This is a genomic window from Leifsonia sp. McL0627, from assembly GCF_058244615.1.
Genome location: NZ_JBZCGM010000002.1, coordinates 971,501 through 993,964, shown reverse-complemented (window position 1 = coordinate 993,964; position 22,464 = coordinate 971,501). Strand labels below are relative to the sequence as shown.

19 protein-coding genes are annotated in these 22,464 nt (G+C 69.0%); 9 read left to right on the top strand and 10 right to left on the bottom strand.

Annotated features, from left to right (window positions below):
• Positions 1 to 173: 173 nt before the first annotated feature.
• Both lplAB and AC37TH_RS05375 read right to left on the bottom strand, forming a co-directional pair.
• A complete protein-coding gene (gene lplAB, locus AC37TH_RS05380; protein ID WP_490763308.1) occupies positions 174 to 1,223 on the bottom strand; it encodes a lipoate-protein ligase LplAB in 1,050 nt (349 codons plus the stop codon).
• A gap of 42 nt (positions 1,224 to 1,265) precedes the next feature.
• Positions 1,266 to 2,111 (bottom strand): alpha/beta fold hydrolase, encoded by an 846-nt coding sequence (locus tag AC37TH_RS05375; protein ID WP_490763307.1) that lies wholly within the window; start codon positions 2,109 to 2,111, stop codon positions 1,266 to 1,268.
• A 72-nt stretch (positions 2,112 to 2,183) separates the two neighbouring features.
• Here AC37TH_RS05375 and AC37TH_RS05370 point away from each other — a divergent pair, with 72 nt between their 5' ends.
• The 3 genes from AC37TH_RS05370 (at position 2,184) to AC37TH_RS05360 (ending at position 4,415) form a co-directional block, all read left to right on the top strand.
• Complete coding sequence (locus tag AC37TH_RS05370) at positions 2,184 to 2,615, top strand: MarR family winged helix-turn-helix transcriptional regulator (RefSeq protein WP_490763306.1); 432 nt, start codon at positions 2,184 to 2,186, stop codon at positions 2,613 to 2,615.
• A gap of 5 nt (positions 2,616 to 2,620) precedes the next feature.
• Positions 2,621 to 3,919, top strand: a complete 1,299-nt coding sequence (locus AC37TH_RS05365) for an MFS transporter (RefSeq protein ID WP_490763859.1) — start codon at positions 2,621 to 2,623, stop codon at positions 3,917 to 3,919.
• Between the two features lie 151 nt (positions 3,920 to 4,070).
• A complete protein-coding gene (locus AC37TH_RS05360) occupies positions 4,071 to 4,415 on the top strand; it encodes an L-rhamnose mutarotase (RefSeq protein WP_490763305.1) in 345 nt (114 codons plus the stop codon).
• A 58-nt stretch (positions 4,416 to 4,473) separates the two neighbouring features.
• On the opposite strand, the gene AC37TH_RS05355 is transcribed toward AC37TH_RS05360, so the two are convergent.
• The 7 genes from AC37TH_RS05355 to AC37TH_RS05325 form a co-directional block, all read right to left on the bottom strand.
• Positions 4,474 to 5,958, bottom strand: a complete 1,485-nt coding sequence (locus tag AC37TH_RS05355; RefSeq protein WP_490763304.1) for a rhamnulokinase — start codon at positions 5,956 to 5,958, stop codon at positions 4,474 to 4,476.
• Positions 5,955 to 7,991, bottom strand: a complete 2,037-nt coding sequence (locus AC37TH_RS05350; RefSeq protein WP_490763303.1) for a bifunctional aldolase/short-chain dehydrogenase — start codon at positions 7,989 to 7,991, stop codon at positions 5,955 to 5,957. The genes AC37TH_RS05355 and AC37TH_RS05350 overlap by 4 nt, the downstream gene beginning before the upstream one ends.
• The gene (rhaI, locus tag AC37TH_RS05345) at positions 7,991 to 9,154 is read right to left on the bottom strand and encodes an L-rhamnose isomerase (protein WP_490763302.1); all 1,164 of its coding nucleotides are present in this window, start codon (positions 9,152 to 9,154) and stop codon (positions 7,991 to 7,993) included. Before rhaI ends, AC37TH_RS05350 begins: the two co-directional genes overlap by 1 nt.
• A 9-nt stretch (positions 9,155 to 9,163) precedes the next feature.
• A complete protein-coding gene (locus AC37TH_RS05340; protein ID WP_490763301.1) occupies positions 9,164 to 11,464 on the bottom strand; it encodes an alpha-L-rhamnosidase in 2,301 nt (766 codons plus the stop codon).
• A 40-nt stretch (positions 11,465 to 11,504) separates the two neighbouring features.
• The gene (locus tag AC37TH_RS05335; RefSeq protein WP_490763300.1) at positions 11,505 to 12,338 is read right to left on the bottom strand and encodes a carbohydrate ABC transporter permease; all 834 of its coding nucleotides are present in this window, start codon (positions 12,336 to 12,338) and stop codon (positions 11,505 to 11,507) included.
• Entirely contained in the window at positions 12,335 to 13,276 is a 942-nt protein-coding gene (locus AC37TH_RS05330) for a carbohydrate ABC transporter permease (protein ID WP_490763299.1), read from the bottom strand. The genes AC37TH_RS05335 and AC37TH_RS05330 overlap by 4 nt, the downstream gene beginning before the upstream one ends.
• A gap of 117 nt (positions 13,277 to 13,393) precedes the next feature.
• A complete protein-coding gene (locus AC37TH_RS05325; protein WP_490763298.1) occupies positions 13,394 to 14,698 on the bottom strand; it encodes an ABC transporter substrate-binding protein in 1,305 nt (434 codons plus the stop codon).
• A gap of 282 nt (positions 14,699 to 14,980) precedes the next feature.
• Here AC37TH_RS05325 and AC37TH_RS05320 point away from each other — a divergent pair, with 282 nt between their 5' ends.
• The 5 genes from AC37TH_RS05320 to AC37TH_RS05300 all read left to right on the top strand — a co-directional run bounded on the left by AC37TH_RS05320 (position 14,981) and on the right by AC37TH_RS05300 (position 20,666).
• The gene (locus tag AC37TH_RS05320) at positions 14,981 to 15,988 is read left to right on the top strand and encodes a LacI family DNA-binding transcriptional regulator (protein ID WP_490763297.1); all 1,008 of its coding nucleotides are present in this window, start codon (positions 14,981 to 14,983) and stop codon (positions 15,986 to 15,988) included.
• Positions 15,989 to 16,193: 205 nt separating this feature from the next.
• Positions 16,194 to 16,976, top strand: a complete 783-nt coding sequence (locus AC37TH_RS05315; protein ID WP_490763296.1) for a nucleotidyltransferase domain-containing protein — start codon at positions 16,194 to 16,196, stop codon at positions 16,974 to 16,976.
• A gap of 124 nt (positions 16,977 to 17,100) precedes the next feature.
• Positions 17,101 to 19,650, top strand: a complete 2,550-nt coding sequence (locus AC37TH_RS05310; protein WP_490763295.1) for a family 78 glycoside hydrolase catalytic domain — start codon at positions 17,101 to 17,103, stop codon at positions 19,648 to 19,650.
• 60 nt (positions 19,651 to 19,710) lie between these two features.
• On the top strand, positions 19,711 to 20,415 hold the full coding sequence (locus AC37TH_RS05305; RefSeq protein WP_490763294.1) for a nucleoside/nucleotide kinase family protein: 705 nt from the start codon (positions 19,711 to 19,713) through the stop codon (positions 20,413 to 20,415).
• Positions 20,412 to 20,666, top strand: coding sequence for a glutaredoxin family protein (locus tag AC37TH_RS05300; protein WP_490763293.1), 255 nt, complete (start codon positions 20,412 to 20,414; stop codon positions 20,664 to 20,666). The genes AC37TH_RS05305 and AC37TH_RS05300 overlap by 4 nt, the downstream gene beginning before the upstream one ends.
• 64 nt (positions 20,667 to 20,730) lie before the next feature.
• Here the strand turns inward: AC37TH_RS05300 and AC37TH_RS05295 are convergent, their stop codons facing one another.
• Positions 20,731 to 21,357: an MBL fold metallo-hydrolase gene (locus AC37TH_RS05295; protein WP_490763292.1), complete on the bottom strand. Its 627-nt coding sequence runs from the start codon at positions 21,355 to 21,357 to the stop codon at positions 20,731 to 20,733.
• 114 nt (positions 21,358 to 21,471) lie between these two features.
• Between AC37TH_RS05295 and AC37TH_RS05290 the strand changes: the two genes are divergently transcribed.
• A complete protein-coding gene (locus AC37TH_RS05290) occupies positions 21,472 to 22,443 on the top strand; it encodes an aldo/keto reductase (RefSeq protein ID WP_490763291.1) in 972 nt (323 codons plus the stop codon).
• Positions 22,444 to 22,464: the final 21 nt, after the last annotated feature.

The following is a 22,464-nucleotide window of genomic DNA, read 5'->3' as shown; positions in this document are numbered from 1 at the left end:
CTGAATTCGATCTCTGGTGTGGTTAGGTAAGGCTTAACTAACTAAGCTTTGCCTAACCTAACAACACCCCCGCATCCAACGCAATCGAGCCCAGGGTTTCTCCCGCTGAAACGCATGGTTAGCGGGAAAAAGCCTGGGCTCGATGGATGAGCGGGCGCGGGCGGAAGGGAGCGTCAGGGGACGCGGTAGAGCCACTCGGGGGTGGCGAACTTTTCGGCGACGAGCTTCTCGGCGGCGGCGTACTCCTCGGGGGTGATGTCGCCGGGGGTCGCGCCGTAGAGCTGCGTGAAGGTCTGCTTCATGCGGTCGATGATCTCCGCACGGGTGAGGCCGGTCTGGCTGCGCAGCGGGTCGACGCGCTTGGCGGCGCTGGCGATGCCCTTGTCGCTGATCTTCTCGCGGCCGATGCGGAGCACCTCGGTCATCTTCTGGCCGTCCATGTCGTAGCTCATGGTCACGTGGTGCAGCACCGCACCGGAGCCGAGGCGCTTCTGCGCCGCCCCGCCGATCTTGCCCTTCGGGCTCGTGATGTCGTTGAGCGGCTGGTAGAACGCGTCGATCCCGAGCGACTTGAGAGCGACGATCGCCCACTCGTCCAGGAACGCGTAGCTGTCGGCGAAGCTCATCCCCTGCACCAGGTCGGCCGGGGCGTAGATCGAGTACGTGACGACCGACCCGGCCTCCATGAACATCGCGCCGCCGCCGGAGATGCGCCGCACGACGTCGAAGCCGTACTTCTTCGCGTTCTCCGCATCCACCTCGTTCTTGACCGACTGGAAGCTGCCGATCACCACGGCGGGCTCGTTCCACTCCCAGATGCGCAGCGTCGGGCCGCGCCGGCCGTCGCCGACCTCGCTGGCGAGCACTTCGTCGAGCGCCATCTGCATCACAGGAGGCACAGCCTTGGAGTGCACGATCTGCCAGTCGTAGTCGCGCCAGCTCGTCGCGCGGGCCAGCGAACGGCGCACGGCGACGGCGACCGCCTCCGGCGAGAAGCCGAGCAGCGTCGCGCCCTCCGGCAGCGAGCCGCGGACCGCCGCGGCGATCGTGGCGGCGTCCGCCTCGGCGGCTAGGCCGTTCACCGATCGGTCGATCGCTTCGAGCGCCGTGTCCGGTTCGAGGAAGAAGTCACCCGCCAGGCGGAAATTCGCGAGCTTGCCGTCCACCACATCCAGATCGACCACGACGAGCTTGCCGCCAGGGACCTTGTATTCACCGTGCATGGCTACAGCCTAGATCGCCGCGCCGCGCTGCGGGCCTGGCGGTCACACCCGCGACGGGATGCGCGCATCCAGCCAGGCGGTGAGGTCGGCCATCACCTCTTCTTTGTTGGTCTCGTTGTAGATCTCATGCCTGGCGCCGGGGTACACGATCGTGGTCACATCGGTGAGACCCGCCCGCTCCCGGTACGCGTGCTCCAGCTTGCGCGCACTCTTCTCGCCGCCGAGCGGGTCGTCCCCGCCCACCTGGATGAGCAGGGGCAGGTTCTTCGCGAACGACCGGGATGGCCGCCCCAGCAGCCGGGACGCGTCGGCGAGCCCGAACAGCTTGGCCAGCGGCGTGAGCGTGGTCAGCGGGTCGTCGACGAACGCCTGCGCGACGGCGGGGTCGCGGCTGAGCCATTCGGCGCCCGTCGTGCCGAGGTGCGCGTGCCGCTTGTTCAGGTCGCCGCTGTTCATCGACCCGAGCACGCGGTATGCGGTGCCGGAGAGCACGGCGGCGTCGTATTCCGCGCTGTGCTTGTTGAGGATCATCTGCTCCATCAGCGAGCCCCAGCTGTGGCCGAAGAACACGAGGGGAAGGTCGGGGTTCTCCGCCCGGATGATGCCGGAGAACGCGTGCAGCGCATCCACTGCAGCGCGCAGGCCCCCGACGCCCAGCCGGCCGAGCTTGGCCGGGTCGCCCCACTGCGCCATGCCGGTGCGCCCGTGCCCGCGGTGGTCGTCGGCGTAGACCGTGTAGCCGTTCGCGTTGAGGTGCTCGGCCAGCAACCGGTAGCGACCGGCGTGCTCCCCGACGCCGTGCGCGACCTGCACCACGGCTCGCGGGTTGTCGACCGGATACACGTCGTAGGTGATCGGGATGCCGTGAGCGTCGTCGTAGGTGGGCACGTCGCCATTCTGGCGCACGCCGACGGCGAACGGGATTTATTTAGCAAGACTAATTTGTTAGGCTAACGATATATGGCTCAGCGACTCTCCACCCACGACCTCAGCACCGCCGTCCGCATTGCAGTGGCGCGGCTCTCCCGTCGGCTGCGCGCGGAGAAGGCGGACGACGAGCTCAGCGACACGCAAACCTCCGCGCTCGCGTTCCTGGTGCGAGAAGGCTCGGGCACCATCGGCCAGCTGAGCGACCACGAACGCGTCAAGCCGCCGTCGATGAACCGCACCATCAACTGCCTCGAAGAAGCCGGGTACGTGCGTCGCACACCGGACGCCGACGACGGCCGCAAGGTGGTCGTCGTCCCGACCGATGACGGCCTCGCGCTCGTCGCGGAGACCAGGCGCCGCCGAGACGCCTGGCTGCACAAACGACTCAGCACCCTCACGAAGGAACAGAAGGCGACGCTGGCGGAGGCGGCGACCATCCTGCGTGAGCTGGCCGACTCGTGAGCGCGATGTTCCGCTCCCTCTCGGGAGTGAACTACCGCATCTGGGCCGGAGGGGCGATCGTCTCCAACGTCGGCACCTGGATGCAGCGCACGGCGCAGGACTGGATCGTCCTCACCCAGCTCACCCACAACAACGCCGCAGCGGTCGGCTTCGTGATGGCCCTCCAGTTCGGCCCGCAGCTGCTCCTGCTGCCGATCACCGGATGGGCGGCCGACCATCTCGACCGCCGCAAGCTGCTCATGGCCACGCAGGGCGCGATGGGCACGCTGGGCCTCGGGCTGGGCATCCTGACCGTCACGGGCGTCGTGCAGTTGTGGCACGTCTACGTGTTCGCGCTGCTCCTCGGCTGCGTCGCGGCCTTCGACGCCCCGGCCAGGCAGACCTTCGTCTCCGAGCTCGTCATCGGGCCGAACCTGTCGAACGCGGTCGCGCTCAACTCTGCGTCCTTCAACATGGCCCGCCTGATCGGTCCGGCGGTCGCCGGCCTGCTGGTGGCGGTGGTCGGGGCGGGCTGGGTGTTCCTGATCAACGCCGCGACCTTCGGCGCGGTGCTGCTGTCGCTGAAGTTCCTGCGCGTCGAGAAGCTGTACCGGTCGGAGCGGGCGAAGCGCCAGCGCGGCGGCCTCGTCGAGGGCTTCCGCTATGTGCGCCGCCGCCCGGACATCATGGTGATCCTGGTGATGGTGTTCCTGATCGGCACGTTCGGCCTCAACTTCCCGATCTTCATCTCGACGATGTCGGTCTCGGTCTTCCACGCGGGCGCAGGAGAGTACGGTCTGCTGTCGTCGATCATGGCGATCGGCTCGGTGGCGGGCGCTCTGATGGCCGCGCGCCGCGAGCGGCCCAGGGTCGCGCTGCTGTTCGCCGGGGCCGCGTTCTTCGGCTTCGGCTGCGCACTGGCCGCCGTGATGCCGAGCTTCTGGCTGTTCGCCCTCGCGCTGATCGTCATCGGCGTCTCGTCGCAGACCCTGATGACGACTGCGAACGGCACCGTCCAGATGACCACAGACCCGCAACTCCGCGGACGCGTGATGGCCATCTACATGGCGATCTTCATGGGCGGAACGCCCGTCGGCGCGCCGATCGTCGGCTGGGTCGCCGACACGTTCGGCCCGCGCTGGGCGATGGGGGTGGGCGCAGCCTCCGGATTCGCGGCGGCACTGGTCGGCGTGTTCTACCTGATCAAGTACCGCAGCCTCCGCTTGCGCTTCGCCGCCTGGCGCCCCCGGCTGACGATGTCGCCCCGCCAGGAGGCCGTCGAGGAACTGGCCGACACCGAGGCTACGGCTGCTCGCGCATCCTGATCGTCGCCGGGGTTCTCCACACCCCGGCGCGGTCGCCTCGCGAGATGCCAGTATCTGCGCCGCATCCCGGGCGTTTCGCGACAGTTACTGGCGTCTCGCGTGGTTGAATCGTTTCAGGGTAAGGAGAGCCGGGCTGAGAAGGAGCGCGAGGATGCGGGATGGACAAGAGGCCGCGGGCGGCGGGCGCGTCTGCTTCGTGCTGCGCGTGCGGGCGGAGCTGCTCGACGAGTACCGGAGGGCGCACGCGGCGGTGTGGCCGGAGATGCTGCGCGAGATCGAGGCGTCAGGGCGACGCAACTACTCGCTGTTCCTCGCGGACGACGGGATGCTCGTCGGCTACTACGAGGCCGACTCGCCCGAGGCGAGCACCGCCTACCTCGCCGCCTCCCCCATCGCCGCGCGCTGGGAGGCGACCATGGCCCCCTTCTTCGAGGCCATGACCGGCCGGGCGGACCAGCAGGCGGCCGTCCTCCCCGAGGTTTTCCACAGCACGTAGCCCACCCGGCCCAGCGAGCTGCCAGTATCTGCGCCGCATCCCGGGCGTTTCGCGACAGTTACTGGTGTCTCGCGAGCGCCGGCGTGTATTCGCGCGGCGGGTGGGTGTGCAGCACCAGGGCGCGCAGCGCCTCCAGGTCGCCGCCGACCAGGCCGTGCGCCCGCGCCTGCACCAGCACGTTGCCGATGGCGGTCGCCTCGACCGGCCCGGCGAGCACCGGCACCCCGCAGCGGTCCGCGACCAGCTGGCAGAGCAGCCGGTTCCGCGCCCCGCCACCCACGATGTGCACCGTGTCGACGGCACGACCGGACAGCTCCGCCGCCGTCCGCACAGCGGACGCGAACGCCTCGGCCAAGCTCTCCACGATGCTCCGCACGTACTCGACCGGCCCGCGCGGAGCAGCGACGCCGTGCTCAGCACACCACTCCGCGATCCGCGCCGGCATGTCCCCCGGCGCCAGGAACCGCCGGTCGTTCGCGTCGAACACCGCGACCGGCGCGGTCAGCGCCTCCGCCCGCTCCAGCAACTCCACCAGATCCACGGCCAGGCCGCTCGCCCGCCAGTTCCGGATGCACTCGCTCAGCAACCACAGGCCCATCACGTTGTGCAGGAACCTGACCCTGCCGTCCACACCGCCCTCGTTGGTGAAGTTCGCCGCGCGCGCCGCTTCCGACAGCACCGGCGAGGGCAGCTCGACGCCGACCAGTCCCCACGTGCCGCAGGAAATGTACGCCGCGTTCTCCGACCGCAGCGGCACGGCGACCACCGCGGACGCCGTGTCGTGCGACGCGACCGTCGTCACCACCGGCCCTGCGCCCGGGATGCGCAACTCACCGCGCACGCTCGGCAGCAGCCTGCCCACCGCGGTCCCCGCATCCACCACCGGCTGGAACAGCCCACGCGGCAGCTGCAGCGCGTCGATCAGCGCATCGTTCCACGCGCCGTCCGCGCCGAGCAGCCCGGTGGTGGAGGCGTTGGTGCGCTCCGCGACCCGTTCGCCGCTCAGCCAGTATGTGAGCAGATCCGGGATGAGCAGCATGGTGTCAGCCGTGTCGAGGCGGCCCGCCGCGCGGTCGACCGCGAGCTGGTACAGCGAGTTGAACGGCAGGTACTGCAACCCGTTCTGCTGGTAAAGGGAGGCAGCAGGCACGCGCGAATGCACAAGGTCACTCCCGGCCAGAGCCCGCTCGTCCCGGTAGTGGTACGGGATGCCTTGGAGCGCCCCGCCGCGCAGCAGCCCGTAGTCGACGGCCCACGCATCCACCCCGACGCTCAGGATGTCCGGCTCGGCGTGCAGCGCCTCCCCCAGCCCGTCGGAGACGTTGCGGTAGAGCTCGGCGATGTTCCAGTGCAGGCCGGGCCGGTGGCCCTCCCAGACGGTGACCGGCGTGTTCGGGAACCGTGCGGCCTCGGTCAGGTCGAGCGTGTCCGGCCCGACCCTCCCGATCATGACGCGCCCGCTGGTCGCGCCGAGGTCGACGGCCGCGACGGACCCGACCTCGGCCCGCACCCGCGACTCCGCCCCCGCCCCGGCCTCGCTCATCGCAGGAACGCCGCCGCGACGCCCGCATCCACCGGGATGTGCAGCCCGGTCGTGTGGTCCAGGTCGGACGAGCACAGCACGAACACCGCGTTCGCCACGTGCTCCGGCAGCACCTCCCGCTTGAGCAGGGTGCGCTGGGCGTAGTACTGGCCCAGCTCCTCCTCCGGCACGCCGTAGACGGCGGCGCGCTTGGCGCCCCAGCCTCCGGCGAAGATCCCAGAGCCGCGCACGACGCCGTCCGGGTTGATCCCGTTGACGCGCACGCCGTACTCGCCGAGCTCGGCCGCGAGCAGCCGCACCTGGTGCGCCTGGTCGGCCTTCGTCGCGCTGTATGCGATGTTGTTCGGCCCGGCGAAGATCGAGTTCTTCGACGAGATGTAGACGATGTCGCCGCCGAGTCTCTGGTCGATCAGCACCTTGGCGGCTGCCCGGGACACCAGGAACGAGCCCTTGGCCATCACGTCGTGCTGCAGGTCCCAGTCGGCCACGGTCGTCTCCAGCAGCGACTTCGACAGCGAGAGTCCGGCGTTGTTGACCACGAGGTCGAGCCCGCCGAACGCGAGCAGCGCCGCATCCACCGCCGACTGCACCGCGCGCTCGTCTGTCACGTTCGCCTGCACGCCCACGGCCACATCGAGGCCGCCGATCTCCGCGGCCGCCGCCTGCGCCTTCTCCAGGTCGAGGTCGGCGATCACGACGCACGCGCCCTCGGCCGCCAGCCTGGTCGCGATGGCCTTGCCGATTCCGGAGGCGGCGCCCGTCACGAGCGCGATGCGCCCGGCGAGCTGCTTGGGTTTCGGCATCCGCTGCAGCTTGGCCTCTTCGAGCGCCCAGTACTCGATCCGGAACTTCTCCGCCTCGTCGATCGGTGCGTAGGTCGAGAGCGCTTCGGCCCCGCGCATCACGTTGATCGCGTTGACGTAGAACTCGCCGGCCACCCGAGCCGTCTGCTTGTTCGCGCCGTAGCTGAACATCCCGACGCCGGGGATAAGCACGATCGCCGGATCCGCTCCGCGGATCGCGGGAGACTCGTCGGTCGCGTGCCGGTCGTAGTACGCCTGGTAGTCGGCCCGGTACTGCTCGTGCAGCGCGTCCAGGCGCGCCACCGACTCCTCGATGGAGGCGTCGGCCGGCAGGTCGAGCACCAGCGGCTTCACCTTGGTGCGCAGGAAGTGGTCAGGGCAGGAGGTGCCGAGCGCCGCCAACCGTGGATGCTCGGAGCGAGCCAGGAAGTCCAGCACCGTCTCCGAGTCGGTGAAGTGCCCGACCTGCACCCGGTCGGTGGAGGCCAGCGCACGCAGGTGCGGGGCGAGCGCCGCGGCCTTCGCACGCCGCTCCGCCTCGGGCAGCGCCTCGTAACTGTTCAGGACGGTTCCGAACGGCTCGTCCCGGCCATGCTCGGCGATGTACGCGGCGGCCGTCTCGATGATCCACAGCGAGTTGGCCTCCGCCTCATCGCTGGTGTCGCCCCACGCGGTGATGCCGTGGCCGCCCAGGATGCAGCCGACCGCCTCTGGGTTGGCTGCTTTGATCGCCGCGATGTCCAACCCGAGCTGGAAGCCCGGACGACGCCACGGCACCCACAGCACACGCCCGCCGAACGCCTCGGCGGTCAGCCGCTCGCCGTCGGCGGCCGTCGCGAACGCGATGCCGGAGTCCGGGTGCAGGTGGTCGACGTGCGCTGCATCCACCAGCCCGTGCATGGCCGTGTCGATCGACGGAGCCGCGCCGCCCTTGCCGTGCAGCGTGTAGTCGAACGCCGCGACCATCTCGTCCTCGCGCTCGACGCCCGGATACACATTCACCAGTGCGCGCAGCCGGTCCAGCCGCAGCACGGCCAGGCCCGCCTCGGTCAGCGTGCCGAGGTCGCCGCCGGAGCCCTTCACCCACAGCAGCTCCACCGGCTCACCCGTCACCGGGTCGGTCTCCGCGCCCTTCGCCGACGTGTTGCCGCCCGCGTAGTTGGTGTTCCGCGGATCGGCGCCGAGCCGGTTCGACCGGGCGATGAGTGCTTCTGCCGTCTCGCCGGCCATCAGGCGCCCCACCCTGCTTGCGTGCCGCCGACGCGGTCCGCCTCGATCTTCTCCTGGTAGCCGGAGGCCGCGTACGCCGCCATCGGGTCGCCGGGGAGCCCGCGGGACTCGCGCCACTCGGCGAGCGCCGGGCGCACATCCGTGTAGAACGCATCCATCAGGATCCCGTTGGCGCCGAGCACGTCGCCGGCGGCCTGGGCGACAGAGAGCGCCTCCCTGTCGATGAGCAGCGCGCGCGCCGTCATCTCCTGCACGTTCAGCACCGACCGGATCTGGCCGGGGATCTTCTTCTCGATGTTGTGGCACTGGTCGAGCATGAACGCCACCTCGGGGTTGTTCAGGCCGCCGCCGCGCACCACCTCTGCGATGATCCGGAACAGCTGGAACGGGTCGGCCGCTCCCACGATCAGGTCGTCATCCGCGTAGAACCGCGAGTTGAAGTCGAACGAGCCGAGCTTCCCCAGGCGCAGCAGCTGCGCCACGATGAACTCGATGTTCGTCCCCGGTGCGTGGTGACCGGTGTCGAGGCAGACGAACGCCTTGTCGCCGAGCGCCACCGTGTGCGCGTAGCTGGTTCCCCAGTCCGGCACGTCGGTGTGATAGAACGCCGGCTCGAAGAACTTGTACTCGAGCACCATCCGCTGGTCGTCGCCGAGCCGCGCGTAGATCGCGGCCAGCGACTCGGCGAGACGGTCCTGCCTGGCCCGGATGTCGTCCTGGCCGGGGTAGTTCGTGCCGTCTGCCAGCCAGATCTTCAGGTCGCGGCTGCCCGTCTCGTCCATCACGTCGATGCAGCGGAGGTGGTGGTCGATCGCCTTCTGCCTGATCGCCGGATCGCTGTGCGTCACAGAGCCGAGCTTGTAGTCGTCGTCCTGGAACGTGTTCGAGTTGACCGTTCCCAGACCCACCCCGTTGTCCTCGGCGTGCTTGCGCAGGTCGGAGAACGAGTCCACCACATCCCACGGGATGTGCAGGGCGACCGTCGGGGCGAGGCCGGTGTGCTTGTGCACCTGCGCCGCGTCCGAGATCTTCTCGAACGGGTCGCGCGGGGTGCCGGGCGACCCGAACACTTTGAAGCGCGTGCCCGAGTTGCCGAACGCCCAGGAGGGGAGCTCGATCGCCTGATCGGTGAGGTCCGCGGAGATGGCGGTGAGGTCAGTCATGGTGCCTGGTCATTTCTCTGATGCGACTGCCGCCTCGGCGAGCGCCGGTGCAGCGAAGGGAACGGTCGTGGAGACGGGGCCGCCGGTGAGCGCGCGGTCCTCCTGCCCCGGAAGGCGGAGCACGCCTTCGACCCCACTGGGGAGTTCGGCGTCGACGGTGAGCTGATCGCCGGTCAGCGTCCAGCGGACGGCGACCCGGCCGTGCGGAGTGTCCAGCGTCGTCTCCGCCTCGGTGATGCCGCCGCCCGGCTGCGGGGCGACGAGCACCTTCGCGTATCCGGGGGCGAGCGGGGCGACGCCGCCGACGACCCTGTGCATCCAGTCGGCGACCGCGCCGAGGGCGTAGTGGTTGAACGAGGTCATCTCGCCGGGGTTGATGGTGCCGTCCGGCAGCATCGAGTCCCAGCGCTCCCAGATCGTCGTGGCGCCCATGGTCACCGGGTAGAGCCAGGACGGGCACTCGCGTTCGAGCAGGAGCCGGTACGCCGCATCCAGGTGCCCGGTCTTCGTGAGCGCGTCGGTGATGAACGGCGTCCCGGCGAATCCGGTGGAGATGCGGTAGCCGGCCGCTGCGCTCAGCTCGGCCAGGCGTTCTCCGGCGACGACCTCGTCGGCGTCATCGAGCAGGCCGAACACGATGGCCAGCGCGTACACGGTGGTGCAGTCGCTCTTCACGATGCCGCCGTCGACGTACTCGCGGTTGAACGCAGCGCGCAGGTCGGAGGCGATCCGCTCGAACTCGGCGTGCTCGTCGGCGAGGCCGAGGAGTTCCGCCGTGTCGGCGACGATCCGTGCCGAGTGGTACGCGCACGCGGTGGCGACCACGCCCTTGTCGGCTTTGGCCTTGGCCGGGTCCTCCGGCGGGGCGTCCGGGTCGAGCCAGTCGCCGAACTGGAAGTTGCCGTCCCAGACCCCGGCGGGCGAGAGCAGGGACTTCACGCGGCGCACGTGGGTCGACATCGAGCCGAACTGGCGCTTCAGCACCTCCTGGTCGCCGTAGGCCTGGTACAGCGTCCACGGCACCCAGACCGCGGCGTCGCTCCAGATCGCCGTCGAGTCGACAGGCCCGAACTCGGTCGGGGTGTCGCGGTCGGCGTACTTGAGCACGTCCGGGATGACGAAGCCGACGATGCCGTCGTGGTGCTGCTGCTCCTGGTCGAGGTCGATCAGCCAGTCGGAGAGGAACGCATCCACGTCGAAGAGGAAGGCCGCGGTCGGCGCGAATGCGGCGATGTCGCCGGTCCAGCCGAGCCGCTCGTCGCGCTGCGGGCAGTCGGTCGGCACGTCGACGAAGTTGCCGCGCATCCCCCAGACCACGTTCTCGTGGAACTGGTTGAGCATCGGGTCGGAGGTGCGGAAGGTGCCGATGCGCTCCAGGTCGGAGCCGATCGCCACCGCGGTCAGGTGCTCCGGCTTCAACTCCCCCGGCCATCCGGTGACTTCGGCGTATCGGAAGCCGTGGAACGTGAAGGTCGGCTCGAAGACGTCGTCCCCGCCGCTCAGGATGAACCGGTCGGTCGCGAGCGCCGACCGCAGCGGGCGGGTGCCCAGCTCGCCGTGCTCCAGCACCTCCGCGTGCCGGAGGGTGACCTCGGCGCCGGACTCGCCGCGCACGGAGACCCGCACCCAGCCGACGAGGTTCTGCCCGAAGTCGACGAGCGTCTTGCCGGAGGGCGACGTGCTGATCTCCAGCACCGGCAGCTCGTTCCAGCGATGGACGCGCGGGCCGACGTACGGGGTCAGGATCGCAGTGTCGAAGTCCAGCGCGTGCACGCCGACCCAGCCGTCGTGGGTGAAGCCGGCGGAGAGCCAGGCGTCGTCGCGGCGGCGCGCGTCGATGGTCTCGCCGTCGTAGAGGTCGTTGGCGAGCACGGCGCTCGGTCCGGCGGTCCAGCCGCCGTCGGCGTCGGTCACGACGGTCTGCGTCGTGCCGTCCGCGAAGGTGAGCTCCAGCTGCGCGAAGGCGCCGAGCTCGTCACCGTAGAACGCCGAGCGGCCCGACCAGCCGAGACGACCGCGGTACCAGCCGTTGCCGAGCGCGAGACCGAGCACGCTCGTCTCGGCGACCAGCGCGGTCACGTCGTACGTGGCGTAGCGGAGGCGCCACTCGTAGCTGCTCCACCCGGGCGTCAGCAGGTCGTCGGAGACCGGGCTGCCGTTCAGCCACGCCTCCACCACGCCGAGAGCGCTGAGGGTGAGCGTCGCGGAGGTCACCGCGCCGTGGCCGCCGTCGATCCTGAACTCCCGGCGGAGCAGAGGCGCTCCGTCGAAGTCGGTGTCGGCGGCGATCATGCGAGCTTGCCAGTTCATTGAGGTTTCTCCTGTGCTTCGGTTCGTGGTCATGGTCGTGTCAGCCCTTGACGGCGCCGCTGGTGATGCCGGCGACGATCTGCCTGTTGAAGAAGATGTATGCGATGAGCGGAGGAATGGTGATGAGGAAGATGGCCATGAAGAGCAGGTTGTAGAAGCTCAGGTTCTGGCCGGAGAAGGTGTACAGCGCGAGCTGGACGGTCACGTTCTGGTCGCCGGGGAGGAAGTACAGCGGTCCGGCGAAGTCGTTGAAGACGAACACCGACTGCACCACGATCACCGTCACGACCACCGGCCGCAGCAGCGGGAGGACGACCTGGAAGAACAGCCGGATCGGCCCTGAACCGTCGAGCACCGCCGCCTCGTCGAGCTCTCTCGGGATGTTCCCGACGAACGCGCGGAACAGCAGGATGCAGAACGAGAGCCCGAAAGTCGCCTCGATCAGGATCATCCCCGGCATCGTCCCGAACAACTGCAGGCCCTGCAGCACCCAGATGGTGGGTACGACGGCCGGGGGCACGATCAGTCCCGCGAGGACGAAGAAGTTGACGACCGGACCCCACTTGCTCTTCTTGCGGGCGAGCACGTAGCCGGCCATCGCCGAGAGGACCACCATGATGGCGACCGAGCCGATCGTGAGCACGGCGCTGTTGATGATCGCGCGCCAGATCACGCCGTCGTTGGAGGTGAGCGTCTCCCAGAAGTTCTGGAAGAAGAGGAACTGCTGCGGCCAGGAGAAGGCGAGGTTCGACGCCTCGGCGGGCGACTTCGCCGCCTGCAGCAGCACGAAGATGAAGGGGACGAGGAAGACGACGATGGAGACGAGGATCGCGATGATCCCGGTGATCCAGGCTCTGGTGCGCGCGCGGCTCACAGCTCCACCTGCTTTCTGTTCAGGAAGTACGACAGCGGCACCATGATCACGGTGACGACGAGGAAGAGCACGACGTTGCCCGCTGTCGAGAGGCCGTAGAAGCCCGCCTGGTACTGCTTGTAGATGACGGAGGCGATCACGTCGCTGGTGAAGCCGGGCCCGCCTCCGGTGGTGGCCCAGATGATGTCGAAGGACCGCAGACCGCCGATCAGCGACAGGATGATGACCGTCGCCGTCGCCCCGCGGGTGAGCGGGATCGTGATCTGGCGGAGGATCTTCCAGTAGCCGGCGCCGTCGATCCTGGCCGCCTCGAAGTACTCGTTCGGGATGGCGACGATGCCGGCCATGAAGATCAGGGTCGCGATGCCGACGCCCTTCCAGATGTCGACGCCGGCGATCGAGTAGAGCGCGAGGTTCGGGTCGGTGAACCAGCCGGGCTGCGGGAGCCCGAAGAATCCGAGGACGGCGTTGACCATCCCGTGGAAGGGGTCGAGCAGCGACTTCCACATGATGCCGACGCCGATGGTGGAGAGCAGGACGGGGAAGAACACGACGGCCCGCAGGTAGCCGCGGCCGACGATCGGTCCGGTGAGCAGCAGCGCGAGGAAGAAGCCGATGATGACCTTGGCGCCCGAGGTGATGACCGCGTAGATCAGGGTGTGGATGAAGCTCGTGTACAGCTGCGGGTCGCGGAAGAACTGGACGAAGTTTTCGAAGCCGATGAACTGCGAGTCGAAGAGCGTCCAGCGCGTCAGCGAGAAGTAGAACGACGAGAACGTCGGGATGGCGAAGAACACGACATAGAGCGCGACTGCCGGGATGAAGAACCAGGTCGGGTAGAACGACTTGATCAGTCGCCGCTTGGTCTTCTGCGGCGGATGTATGTCCGTGATGATGTCGGCCGCTTGGATCGCGGTCGCCGGATTGGCCGTCGACATGTTTTACTCCTCGTCGAGTTCAAAGCGATGGTGCTGTGGTGCGGTGCGGGGCCGACGGCTGTGTGGCCATCGGCCCCGCAGTTCGACGCTGTCAGGTGCGTCGCTCGTGATCCAGGGCTACCAGCCCTTGAGCCCGAGCTGCTGCGCCTGCGCCTTCACGTCGTTGTCGTAGAGCGCGGCGCCCGCCTTGGCATCGGTGATGCCTGAGCCGACCTGGATCAGGATCTTCTCCAGGTTCGGTCCCTTGATCGGGGAGAGGAACTCGAGCGCCAGACCGGTCTGCTTGGCCTCCTGGTACTTCAGCTCGTCGGCAACCAGGGCCGGAGCGTCGGCGGGCAGCTTGCAGCTGCTGATCGCGAACGGGCCGGCGGGGACACCGGCGGAGTTCTGCGCGTCGCAGCCCTTGGGCGAGTTGATGAACGCCACGAGCTTCTTGGCCGAGGTGAGCTTGTCGCCCGTCGTCGACTTCGGGATGTACGCACCATTCGCCTCCCAGACGGTCGCCTGGGGCTCACCGGAGTCGGCCGGCATCGCGAAGTAGCCGATGTCGTTGACCTGGTCGGGGTTGCTCTGCACCACGTTGCTGATCACCGCGGTGATCATCGGGTACTGGGCCGCCTCGCCCGTCGCCAGCATCTTCAGCGCGTTCACGTTGGTCAGGGACGCGTAGTCCTTGTTCAGCAGGCCCTTGTCGAAGACTTCCTGCGTGTGCGTGAAGCCGGCGAGCGCGGGCGGGTTGACGTACTTGGCCTTGTTGTCGGTGTACTTCGTCGCCCACTCAGGGTCGGCCTTGGACACGTTGGCGAAGTCCGCGAGCACGAACAGCTGACTGGTCCAGGTGTCTCCGTAGGACTGCACGACGGGGACGATGCCCGCCGCCTTGATCTTCTCGCTGTTGCTGATGAACTCGGCCCACGTCTTCGGGACGGTCAGGCCGAGCTTCTCGTAGACCTTCTTGTTGTACATGATGCCGCCGTTGAAGGTGGTGCCCCACGGAGCGCCGTATGTCGCCTTCGTGGTGCTGACCGTCTTCTTGAAGTCCGGCGTCAGCTCCTTCACCCAGGCCTCGTCGGTGAGGGGCTGAAGTTGCGTGTCGGGGTTGAGGGCCTGGAACAGCGACCCGGAGTTGTAGAGGAAGACGTCGTCCATGGTGTGAGTGGACAGACGGGTCTTGATCAGGTTGTCGCCGTCCGTGCCCGCTGGACGCGTGTTGACCTTGACCTTGATCGACGGGTTTTCCTTCATGAAGCCGTCGGCGATCGCTTTCGCGAACTTGGTCGCCGCCGGGTCGTTTCCGCCGGCCATGAGGGTGATCGACGATCCGCCGCTTCCGCTTGAGGAGCAACCGACGAGCGTGATAGCGAGAACAGCCGCACTGGCGACGGTGGCGGCAATGCGAGTTGCCGTCCTTCGAGAGAACATGAATACCTCCTTGTATTGGCGTTGCAGGTCCCAGGGGTGCTTCCGGGTTCGCATTGAAACGCTTCATTTGAAGATAAGTGCGGTTCACCGGGGCGTCAATGACAACTTGTAACGATTCAGTAACGAGCATCCATTGGTTGTTTCATCCAGCATTCGCGCGGAAGTCCTGGAAGGACTATCGTTCAACGCATCGAGCACGAGTGCAGAAGGCGGTCTCTCCCGCGAGGTCACGCGAGTATTCGATTCAATGTCCTGTCATAGACTGCGATCGGGAGGGCGATCATGGTATCCGCGAGCGTCAAGGACGTGGCCGCGCTGGCCAAAGTGTCCATCGGCACGGTCTCGAACGTGCTGAATCGTCCGGAGATCGTGTCCCCGGAGACCGTCGAACGCGTCACTCTGGCGATGGAGAAGCTGTCGTACGTGCGCAACGAGGCCGCGCGCCAGCTCCGCGTCGGCCACAGCCACGCCCTCGGCCTCATCACTCTGAGCGGCGGCAACCCGTTCTTCACCGAGCTGACGACGGCCGCCGAAGACAGCGCAGCGGTGGCCGGTTACTCGGTCATCGCCGGCAACAGCGACGAGAAGAAGGAGCGGGAGTCCGGCTACCTCACCCTGTTCGAGGAACTGCGCGTCCGCGGCGTCCTCATCTCGCCGGTCGGCAACGTGGCTCCGAGGCTGCGCCGGATGCGCGAACGTGGCATCCCGTCCGTCCTGGTCGACCGGGTGAGCAAAGACCTCTCGCTCAGCTCCGTCTCGGTCGACGACGTCGCGGGCGGCGCCCTCGCCGTCAGGCATCTGATCGAGACCGGCAGACGGCGCATCGCGTTCGTCGGCGGGCCGCAGGAGATCCGCCAGGTGAGCGACCGCCTGCAGGGCGCGCGCCAGGCCGTCGCCGAGCATCCCGGCGTGACCATCGAGGCGGTCAGCATGCCGGCGCTCACCGTGCAAGAGGGCCGCCGCGCCGGGGAGGCGATCGTCAACCGCGCACCGGCCGACCGCCCGGACGCCGTCTTCGCCGCCAACGACCTGCTCGCCATCGGCCTCCTGCAGGCGCTGTTCATGCAGGGCAAGGTCGCCATCCCGGATGAGATCGCGCTCGTCGGCTACGACGACATCCTGTTCGCGAGCGCCTCCGTCGTCCCGCTCACCTCGATCCGTCAGCCGAGCCGCCTCATCGGCGAGACGGCCGTCGAGATCCTCCTCGAAGAGGCGGACGACGCCGACCTCGAGCCCCGGCAGATCCTGTACCAGCCGGAGCTGGTGGTGCGGGCCAGCAGCTCGCTCTGAGCCGGGTCCCCCCGCTCGCCTGCGCTCGGTTCGCGCCTAGCGGTGGTCCTTCCCGTTTGCAACCACTTTTATTGAAGCGATTCAAATATCGGTCGAACTGGGTTATGGTAAGCCCGCGAAGATGCATCGACCGAAAGGGACATCGTGGTCCGAACGCTCTCACCGGCAGCACTGAATGCATTCACTCACGCCGTAGGGTGCGTCGATGCTGCATCATGACCAGGCCGTCGAACGCTATCTCGCCCGCGAGCAGGATCGGCCAGGCGCTCTCGCCGTCGTGCTCACCGGATCGGTGGCGCGCGGAACGGAGCGCGCGGACTCGGACGTCGACCTCTATCTCGTGGTGACCGAGGATCGCTGGGCGCACGCATACGCGACCGAGCGCCTGATGTACACCGAGGACGACGGCATCGAATACGACGGCGGATACTTCGACGTCAAGCTCGCGACCCTCTCCTACCTCGACGACGCCGCCGCCCGCGGCGACGACCCTGTTCGCGACTCGTTCGCCGCCTCCCGGATCGTCTTCAGCCGCATCGACGACCTGGAGGCGCGGATCGCACGCATCCAGCCGGCCGACGACGAGTGGGACGCCAAGGTCGCAGCCTTCGTCGCTCAGGCGCGGCTGCACGGCGGATACTTCCTGAAGCAGGCGAGCGCGAGCGGCGACCAGCTGCTCTTACGGCACGCCTCCGTGCACCTGGCGACCTCGGCGGCGCGCGCCGTGCTCGCTGCCAACCGCGTGCTGTTCCCCGGCCCCAAATACCTGGCGAAACTGGTCGCCGGGCTGGATCACAAGCCAGAGGGCTTCGACGCGCTGCTGGCTGCGGTGGTCGGCGACCCCACCCCCGGGACCGCGGATGCGCTTCTCGCCTCCGTCGAAGCGTTCGCCGGGGACCTCCTCCCGCACGACCAGACCCTCTCGCGGTTCGTCCTCGACAACGAGCTCGCCTGGCGGTACCGCACGAAGACGCCCGAATACTCCTGACCCCCGGGTGCCCCGGGCACGACTCGTGGGAAACGTCGGGTCGGCCGCGCTGTGACCGCACCTTCCGCACGAGCTGACAGCACCACCGAGGATCGCGACGGCGCGATCGGAAAGCAGGCAGACGATGACCACCACCAGCAGCACCGCCGGCGAGCCCACTGCGCGGGACGACCGCGCGACCACCGCGTCGCCGCCGAGCGCCTTCGACGGCATCGGCTGGCACGCGCACTGGATCGGCGCCGAGGCGCCCGGCGAGCCCAGCACCGCCGCGTTCGGCGCAGACGGCCCCCGCGCGCCGTTCCACCGCACAGTGTTCCGCCGGACATTCGATCTCCGCGCCGCGCCCGCCACGGCACCGGCCAGGCTCACCGCCGACTCCCGCTACGTGCTCGTCGTGAACGGCGTGGAGGTGGGCCGCGGCCCCGCCCGCTCGCAGCCGCGACGGCAGCGGTTCGACGAATACGACCTCGCGACCTACCTCGTGCCAGGCGCGAACGCGATCGCCGTGCTCGTGACCTACTACGGCCAGCCGACGGCGTTCTGGCAGCCCGCCGCCGCCAACGGCGGGCTCGGCCTGGACGCTGTGCTGGCGTTCGAGGCCAGGACGGGCGACGGCCTCGACGCCGACTGGCTCGTGAGCGACGGCGACTGGCTCGTCAGCGACGGCGACTGGCGCGTCCACCGCTCGACCGCCTGGACCTCCCCCGAACTCGACGGCCTCGATGGCGTCCCCGTCGAACTGGTGGATGCGCGCGTGCTGCCGACCGGGTGGGGCACCCCCGGATTCGACGACGTCGACTGGCCGTCGGCGCAGCTTCGTCCCGCCGCGCACATCGGCGGCTTCGGCCGCACCCAGCCGCCGACCGATCCGTACGGGGCGCTCCTCCCCCGCGGCACGGCGCCCGTCGGCGGCGAAACCGTCGCGCCCGCCGAGCTGCGGGTGAGCGCACGGCTGGCGAGCGAGACACCGGCAGTGGATGCGCATCCGGTTGCCCGGGTCCGGTCCGCACTCGACGGCCACGACGTCTCCGCCGACTCCGTCGTCTCCCTGCCGGTGTCCGTCCCGGCGGGGGCAGTGCTCTCGCTGGACTTCGGCCGTGTCGTGGTCGGCACCGTGCACGTGCGGCTTCGCGCCGCATCCGGGACCGTCGTCGACCTGCTGTACCGCGAGCGCCGCCACCGCAACGACGAGCAGGAGAGCTTCTCCATCCCCAAGACCGGAGCGAGCTACACCGCCCGCGGCGAGGACGACGTGTTCGACGCCGTCGAGGTCAACGGGATGCGGTTCGTGCACCTGCTGGTGTCGGCGGACACCGTCATCGACGACTTCGAAGTGCGCGAGCGCCTGTACCCGCACGTCGGCGACGCGTTCTTCCGCTCAGACGATCCGGAGATCGACGCGCTGTACACAGCAGGCATCCGCACCGTGCAGGCCAACGCCCAGGATGCGTTCACCGACTGCCCCACCCGCGAGCAGCGCGCGTGGGTCGGAGACGGCGTGGTGCACCAGCTCGTGCACCTCACCACCAACGGCGACTGGCGGATGGCCCGCAACTACGTGGCGCTCGGCGACTCCCCCCGAGCGGACGGCATTCTGCCGATGAGCGTGGTGGGCGAGATCGAGTCGTCCGGCGGGTACACCATCCCGGACTGGTCGCTGCACTGGGTGCACGGCGTGCACAACCTCTACCGCTACCTCGGCGACGCCGACGAGATCCGCGCGCTCCTGCCGACAGTCGAGCGCATCCTGCGCTGGTACCTGCCGTATCTGGACGAGCACGGCACCATCGCCGACGTGCCGGAGTGGAACCTGGTGGACTGGTCGAGCGTGTTCGTGACCGGCCGCAGCAGCATCCTCACCTCGCTGTGGGCGCGTGGGCTGCGCGAGTTCGCGGAACTCAGCCGGTTCGTCGGCAACGAGGGCGCCGCACGGTGGGCTGACGACCTGCACGCACGGGCTGCGGCAGGGTTCGAGGACTTCTGGGACGCCTCCCGGGGCACGTACCGCGACCACATGGTCGACGGCGTCGCACTGCCCGCGGCCTCGCAGGCCGCGGGCGCGACGGCCATCGTGTCCGGTCTGGCACCGCAGTCCCGCTGGGGCGCCATCGTGGATGCGATCACCGACCCGGCCACGCTGGTGGTGCGTTCCTGGATCGGCAGCGACGACGGCTCCTACGACCAGCAGAAGATCGCCGACCAGATGCGCGGTGTGCAGCGCATCGATTGGGATGCGGACCGCGAGGTGGTGATCGCCGAACCGTTCTACAGCTACCTCGTGCACGACGCGGTCGCGCTGACGGGGCGCGCGGGCGACCTCGTGACGCTGATCCGGCGCTGGACGCCGTTCCTCACCGACGGCTACGACACGTTCGGCGAGTGCTGGGGCTGGGGGACCCCGGTGCACGGCTGGAGCAGCACACCCACCAAAGACCTGGTGCAGTACGTGCTCGGCGTGACCCCGGACACGCCCGGTTTCGCCACTGTGCGCGTCGCCCCGGCGCTCGGCTCGCTGCAGTCGGTCGAGGGCGCCGTCCCGACTCCGCACGGCTTGGTGCGCGTCGCCGTCGCCGACGGCACGGTCACGGTCTCCACGCCCGTCCCCGGCACCCTCGTCCATCCCGACGGGCGCGCCACCCCCCTCCCCGCCGGCCGCACCTCCCTCCCGCTCTAACCCGGCGCGGCCCCGTCCCGTCCCGTCCCCACACCACCAGCGTGAAGAACCCTGGGCTCGATGGCTGAGAATGTGGGGATGGGCGATCGGGACGAACTGGACGAGTGGGGCGAGCTGGGCGAGCGGGCGGAGGAGCTCGTGCGCACGGCGGCAGGCGAGCGGGTACTCGTGGGGATCGCAGGCAGCCCTGGGTCCGGTAAGACCACACTGGCGCGCGCGATCGTGGAGCACGTGAACAGACGGGCGGGCGGACATCCCGTCGCCGCGTACCTCCCGATGGACGGCTTCCATCTCGCCAACAGCACACTGGATGCACTGGGTCGCCACGACAGGAAGGGCGCCATCGACACGTTCGACGCCTGGGGCTTCGTCGCCCTCCTCGAACGCGTCGTCGCCGAACGCGACCACACGGTCTACGCCCCCGGTTTCGACCGCAGCGTCGATGAGCCCGTCGCCGGCAGCATCGCCATCGCTGCGGACACGCGACTGGTGGTGGTGGAGGGCAACTACCTGCTGGCGGACGCCGAGCCCTGGTCGCGCATCCGGTCGCTGCTGGCGGAGAGCTGGTTCGTCGAAACCCCCGAGCCCGTGCGCCTGGCGCGCCTGATCGACCGGCACACCCGCCACGGCCGCACCCCCGAGGCCGCCGAGGCGTGGGCGCGCGAGGTCGACGGCGCCAACGCGACGCTGATCGAGGCGACCAGGATGCGCGCCACCCGCCTCGTGGACGGCTCCCAGCCTGCGGCGTTTAGGCTCGGAGCATGACTGCCGCTGAAACCTACGACAAAGTGACCATGTTCGGCGCCGACTGGTGCCGCGACTGCATCCGCTCCAAGGCCCTCCTCGACCGCCTCGGCGCCGACTACGACTACATCGACCTCGTCGCGTCGCCCGAGAAGGCGGACGTCGCCCTCGCGATCAGCGGACGCACGAACATCCCGGTCGTCGTGTTCCCGGACGGCTCGCACCTCGTCGAGCCGACCGACCCCGAGCTCGAGGCCGCGCTCAACCGCTGAGCTTCGGACGGGAGGGCGGGCGTCACCCGGCGTCCGTCACCCGGCGCCCGTCACGCGGCGTCCGTCACCCGTCGAGCCGCCCGGGCGCCCCGTGCCCCGGGGCCACCAGCCGCGGCTTCCGCGCCGCGATCAGGTCGGCCGTCGCCAGCGCCTGCCCCTTGTCGCTGATCAGGAACCCCGGCATCTGCACGAGCTTCCCCTTCGACACGCGCACCGCGTCCCCGGCGAACACGACGCCGCGCCACTCCACCACCACGTGCCCCGGCGTGTGCCCCGGCGCCGGGATCGCGATCAGCCCAGGAACGATCTCGGTCTCCCCCGTCGCGGGGAGCTCGTGCAGGTCGCTCGGCACCTCGCTGTTCGCGTAGATGCGGCCCATGAGCCGCCGGGTGCGCGTCGGCGGCTGCGTCTCTCCGCGCAGGATGCCCGCATCCTGGGCGCCGATCCACACCCGCGCTCCGGTCTCCCGTTGCAGCGCGGCCGCAGATCCGGCGTGGTCGGGGTCGTAGTGCGTGAGGACGATGTCGGTCACGGGTGAGCGGTGCGCCTCCCGGAGTTCGGCGACCAGTTTCGCGGCGCCACCGGCACCCCCGGTGTCGATGACGACGGACACGTCGCCGGTGTCGACGAGGAAGGCGTTGCCCATGGTGGCGCGCTGCAGGCGGTAGACGCCGTCGGTGAGAAGCTGCATCTGCTTAGCTTCGCACCGCCGGCTGGGTCGCGCATCCATTCACAACCCAGCCTGCACAATGCCATCCAAACCTCCTGTTGGACAGCTGACTCCCACGGGCGGATGCTGGCAACTATGGAGTACACACACCTCGGCCGCTCCGGCCTGAACGTCTCTCGGCTCGCTCTCGGCACCATGAACTTCGGACCGCAGACCGCCGAAGAGGATTCATTCGCGATCATGGATGCCGCGCACGCGCACGGCATCAACTACTTCGACACCGCCAACGTCTACGGTCAGCACCGCGGCAGGGGCGCCACGGAGACCATCATCGGCGACTGGTTCGCGCAGGGCGACGGGCGGCGCGAACGCACCGTGCTCGCCACCAAGCTCTACGGCGAGATGGGCGACTGGCCCAACGACGGCAAGCTGTCGGCCCTCAACATCCGCCGGGCGCTCGACGCCAGCCTCACCCGCCTCAAGACCGACCACATCGACATCTACCAGTTCCACCACGTCGACAGGGACACCCCGTGGGACGAGATCTGGCAGGCCATGGAGGTCGCCGTCGCGCAGGGCAAGATCCTCTATGCGGGCTCCAGCAACTTCGCCGGCTGGCACATCGCCAGCGCACAGGCCGAGGCGCGCAAACGCAACTACACCGGCCTCGTCAGCGAGCAGTCGATCTACAACCTGCTCACCCGCCAGGTGGAGCTGGAGGTGCTGCCGGCCGCGCAGGCGAACGGCGTCGGCGTCATCGCCTGGTCCCCGCTGCACGGCGGGCTCCTCGGTGGGGTCCTCCGCAAGCAGAACGAAGGCAAGCGACGCCTGGAGGGCCGCGCGGCCGAGACGCTCGCCAAGCACCGGGATGCGGTGGAGGCGTACGAGGCGTTCGCCGACGAGCTCGGCCACGAGCCGGGCGACATCGCCCTCGCCTGGCTGCTCGCCCAGCCCGCGGTGACCGCCCCGATCATCGGGCCGCGCACCATGGAGCAACTGGATGCAGCCGTCCGGGCTCTCGACGTCACCCTCGACGACGCGGCGCTCGCGCGCCTCGACGAGATCTTCCCCGGCCACAAGACCGCCCCCGAAGACTACGCCTGGTGACCCTGACTCCCTCCCCCAGAT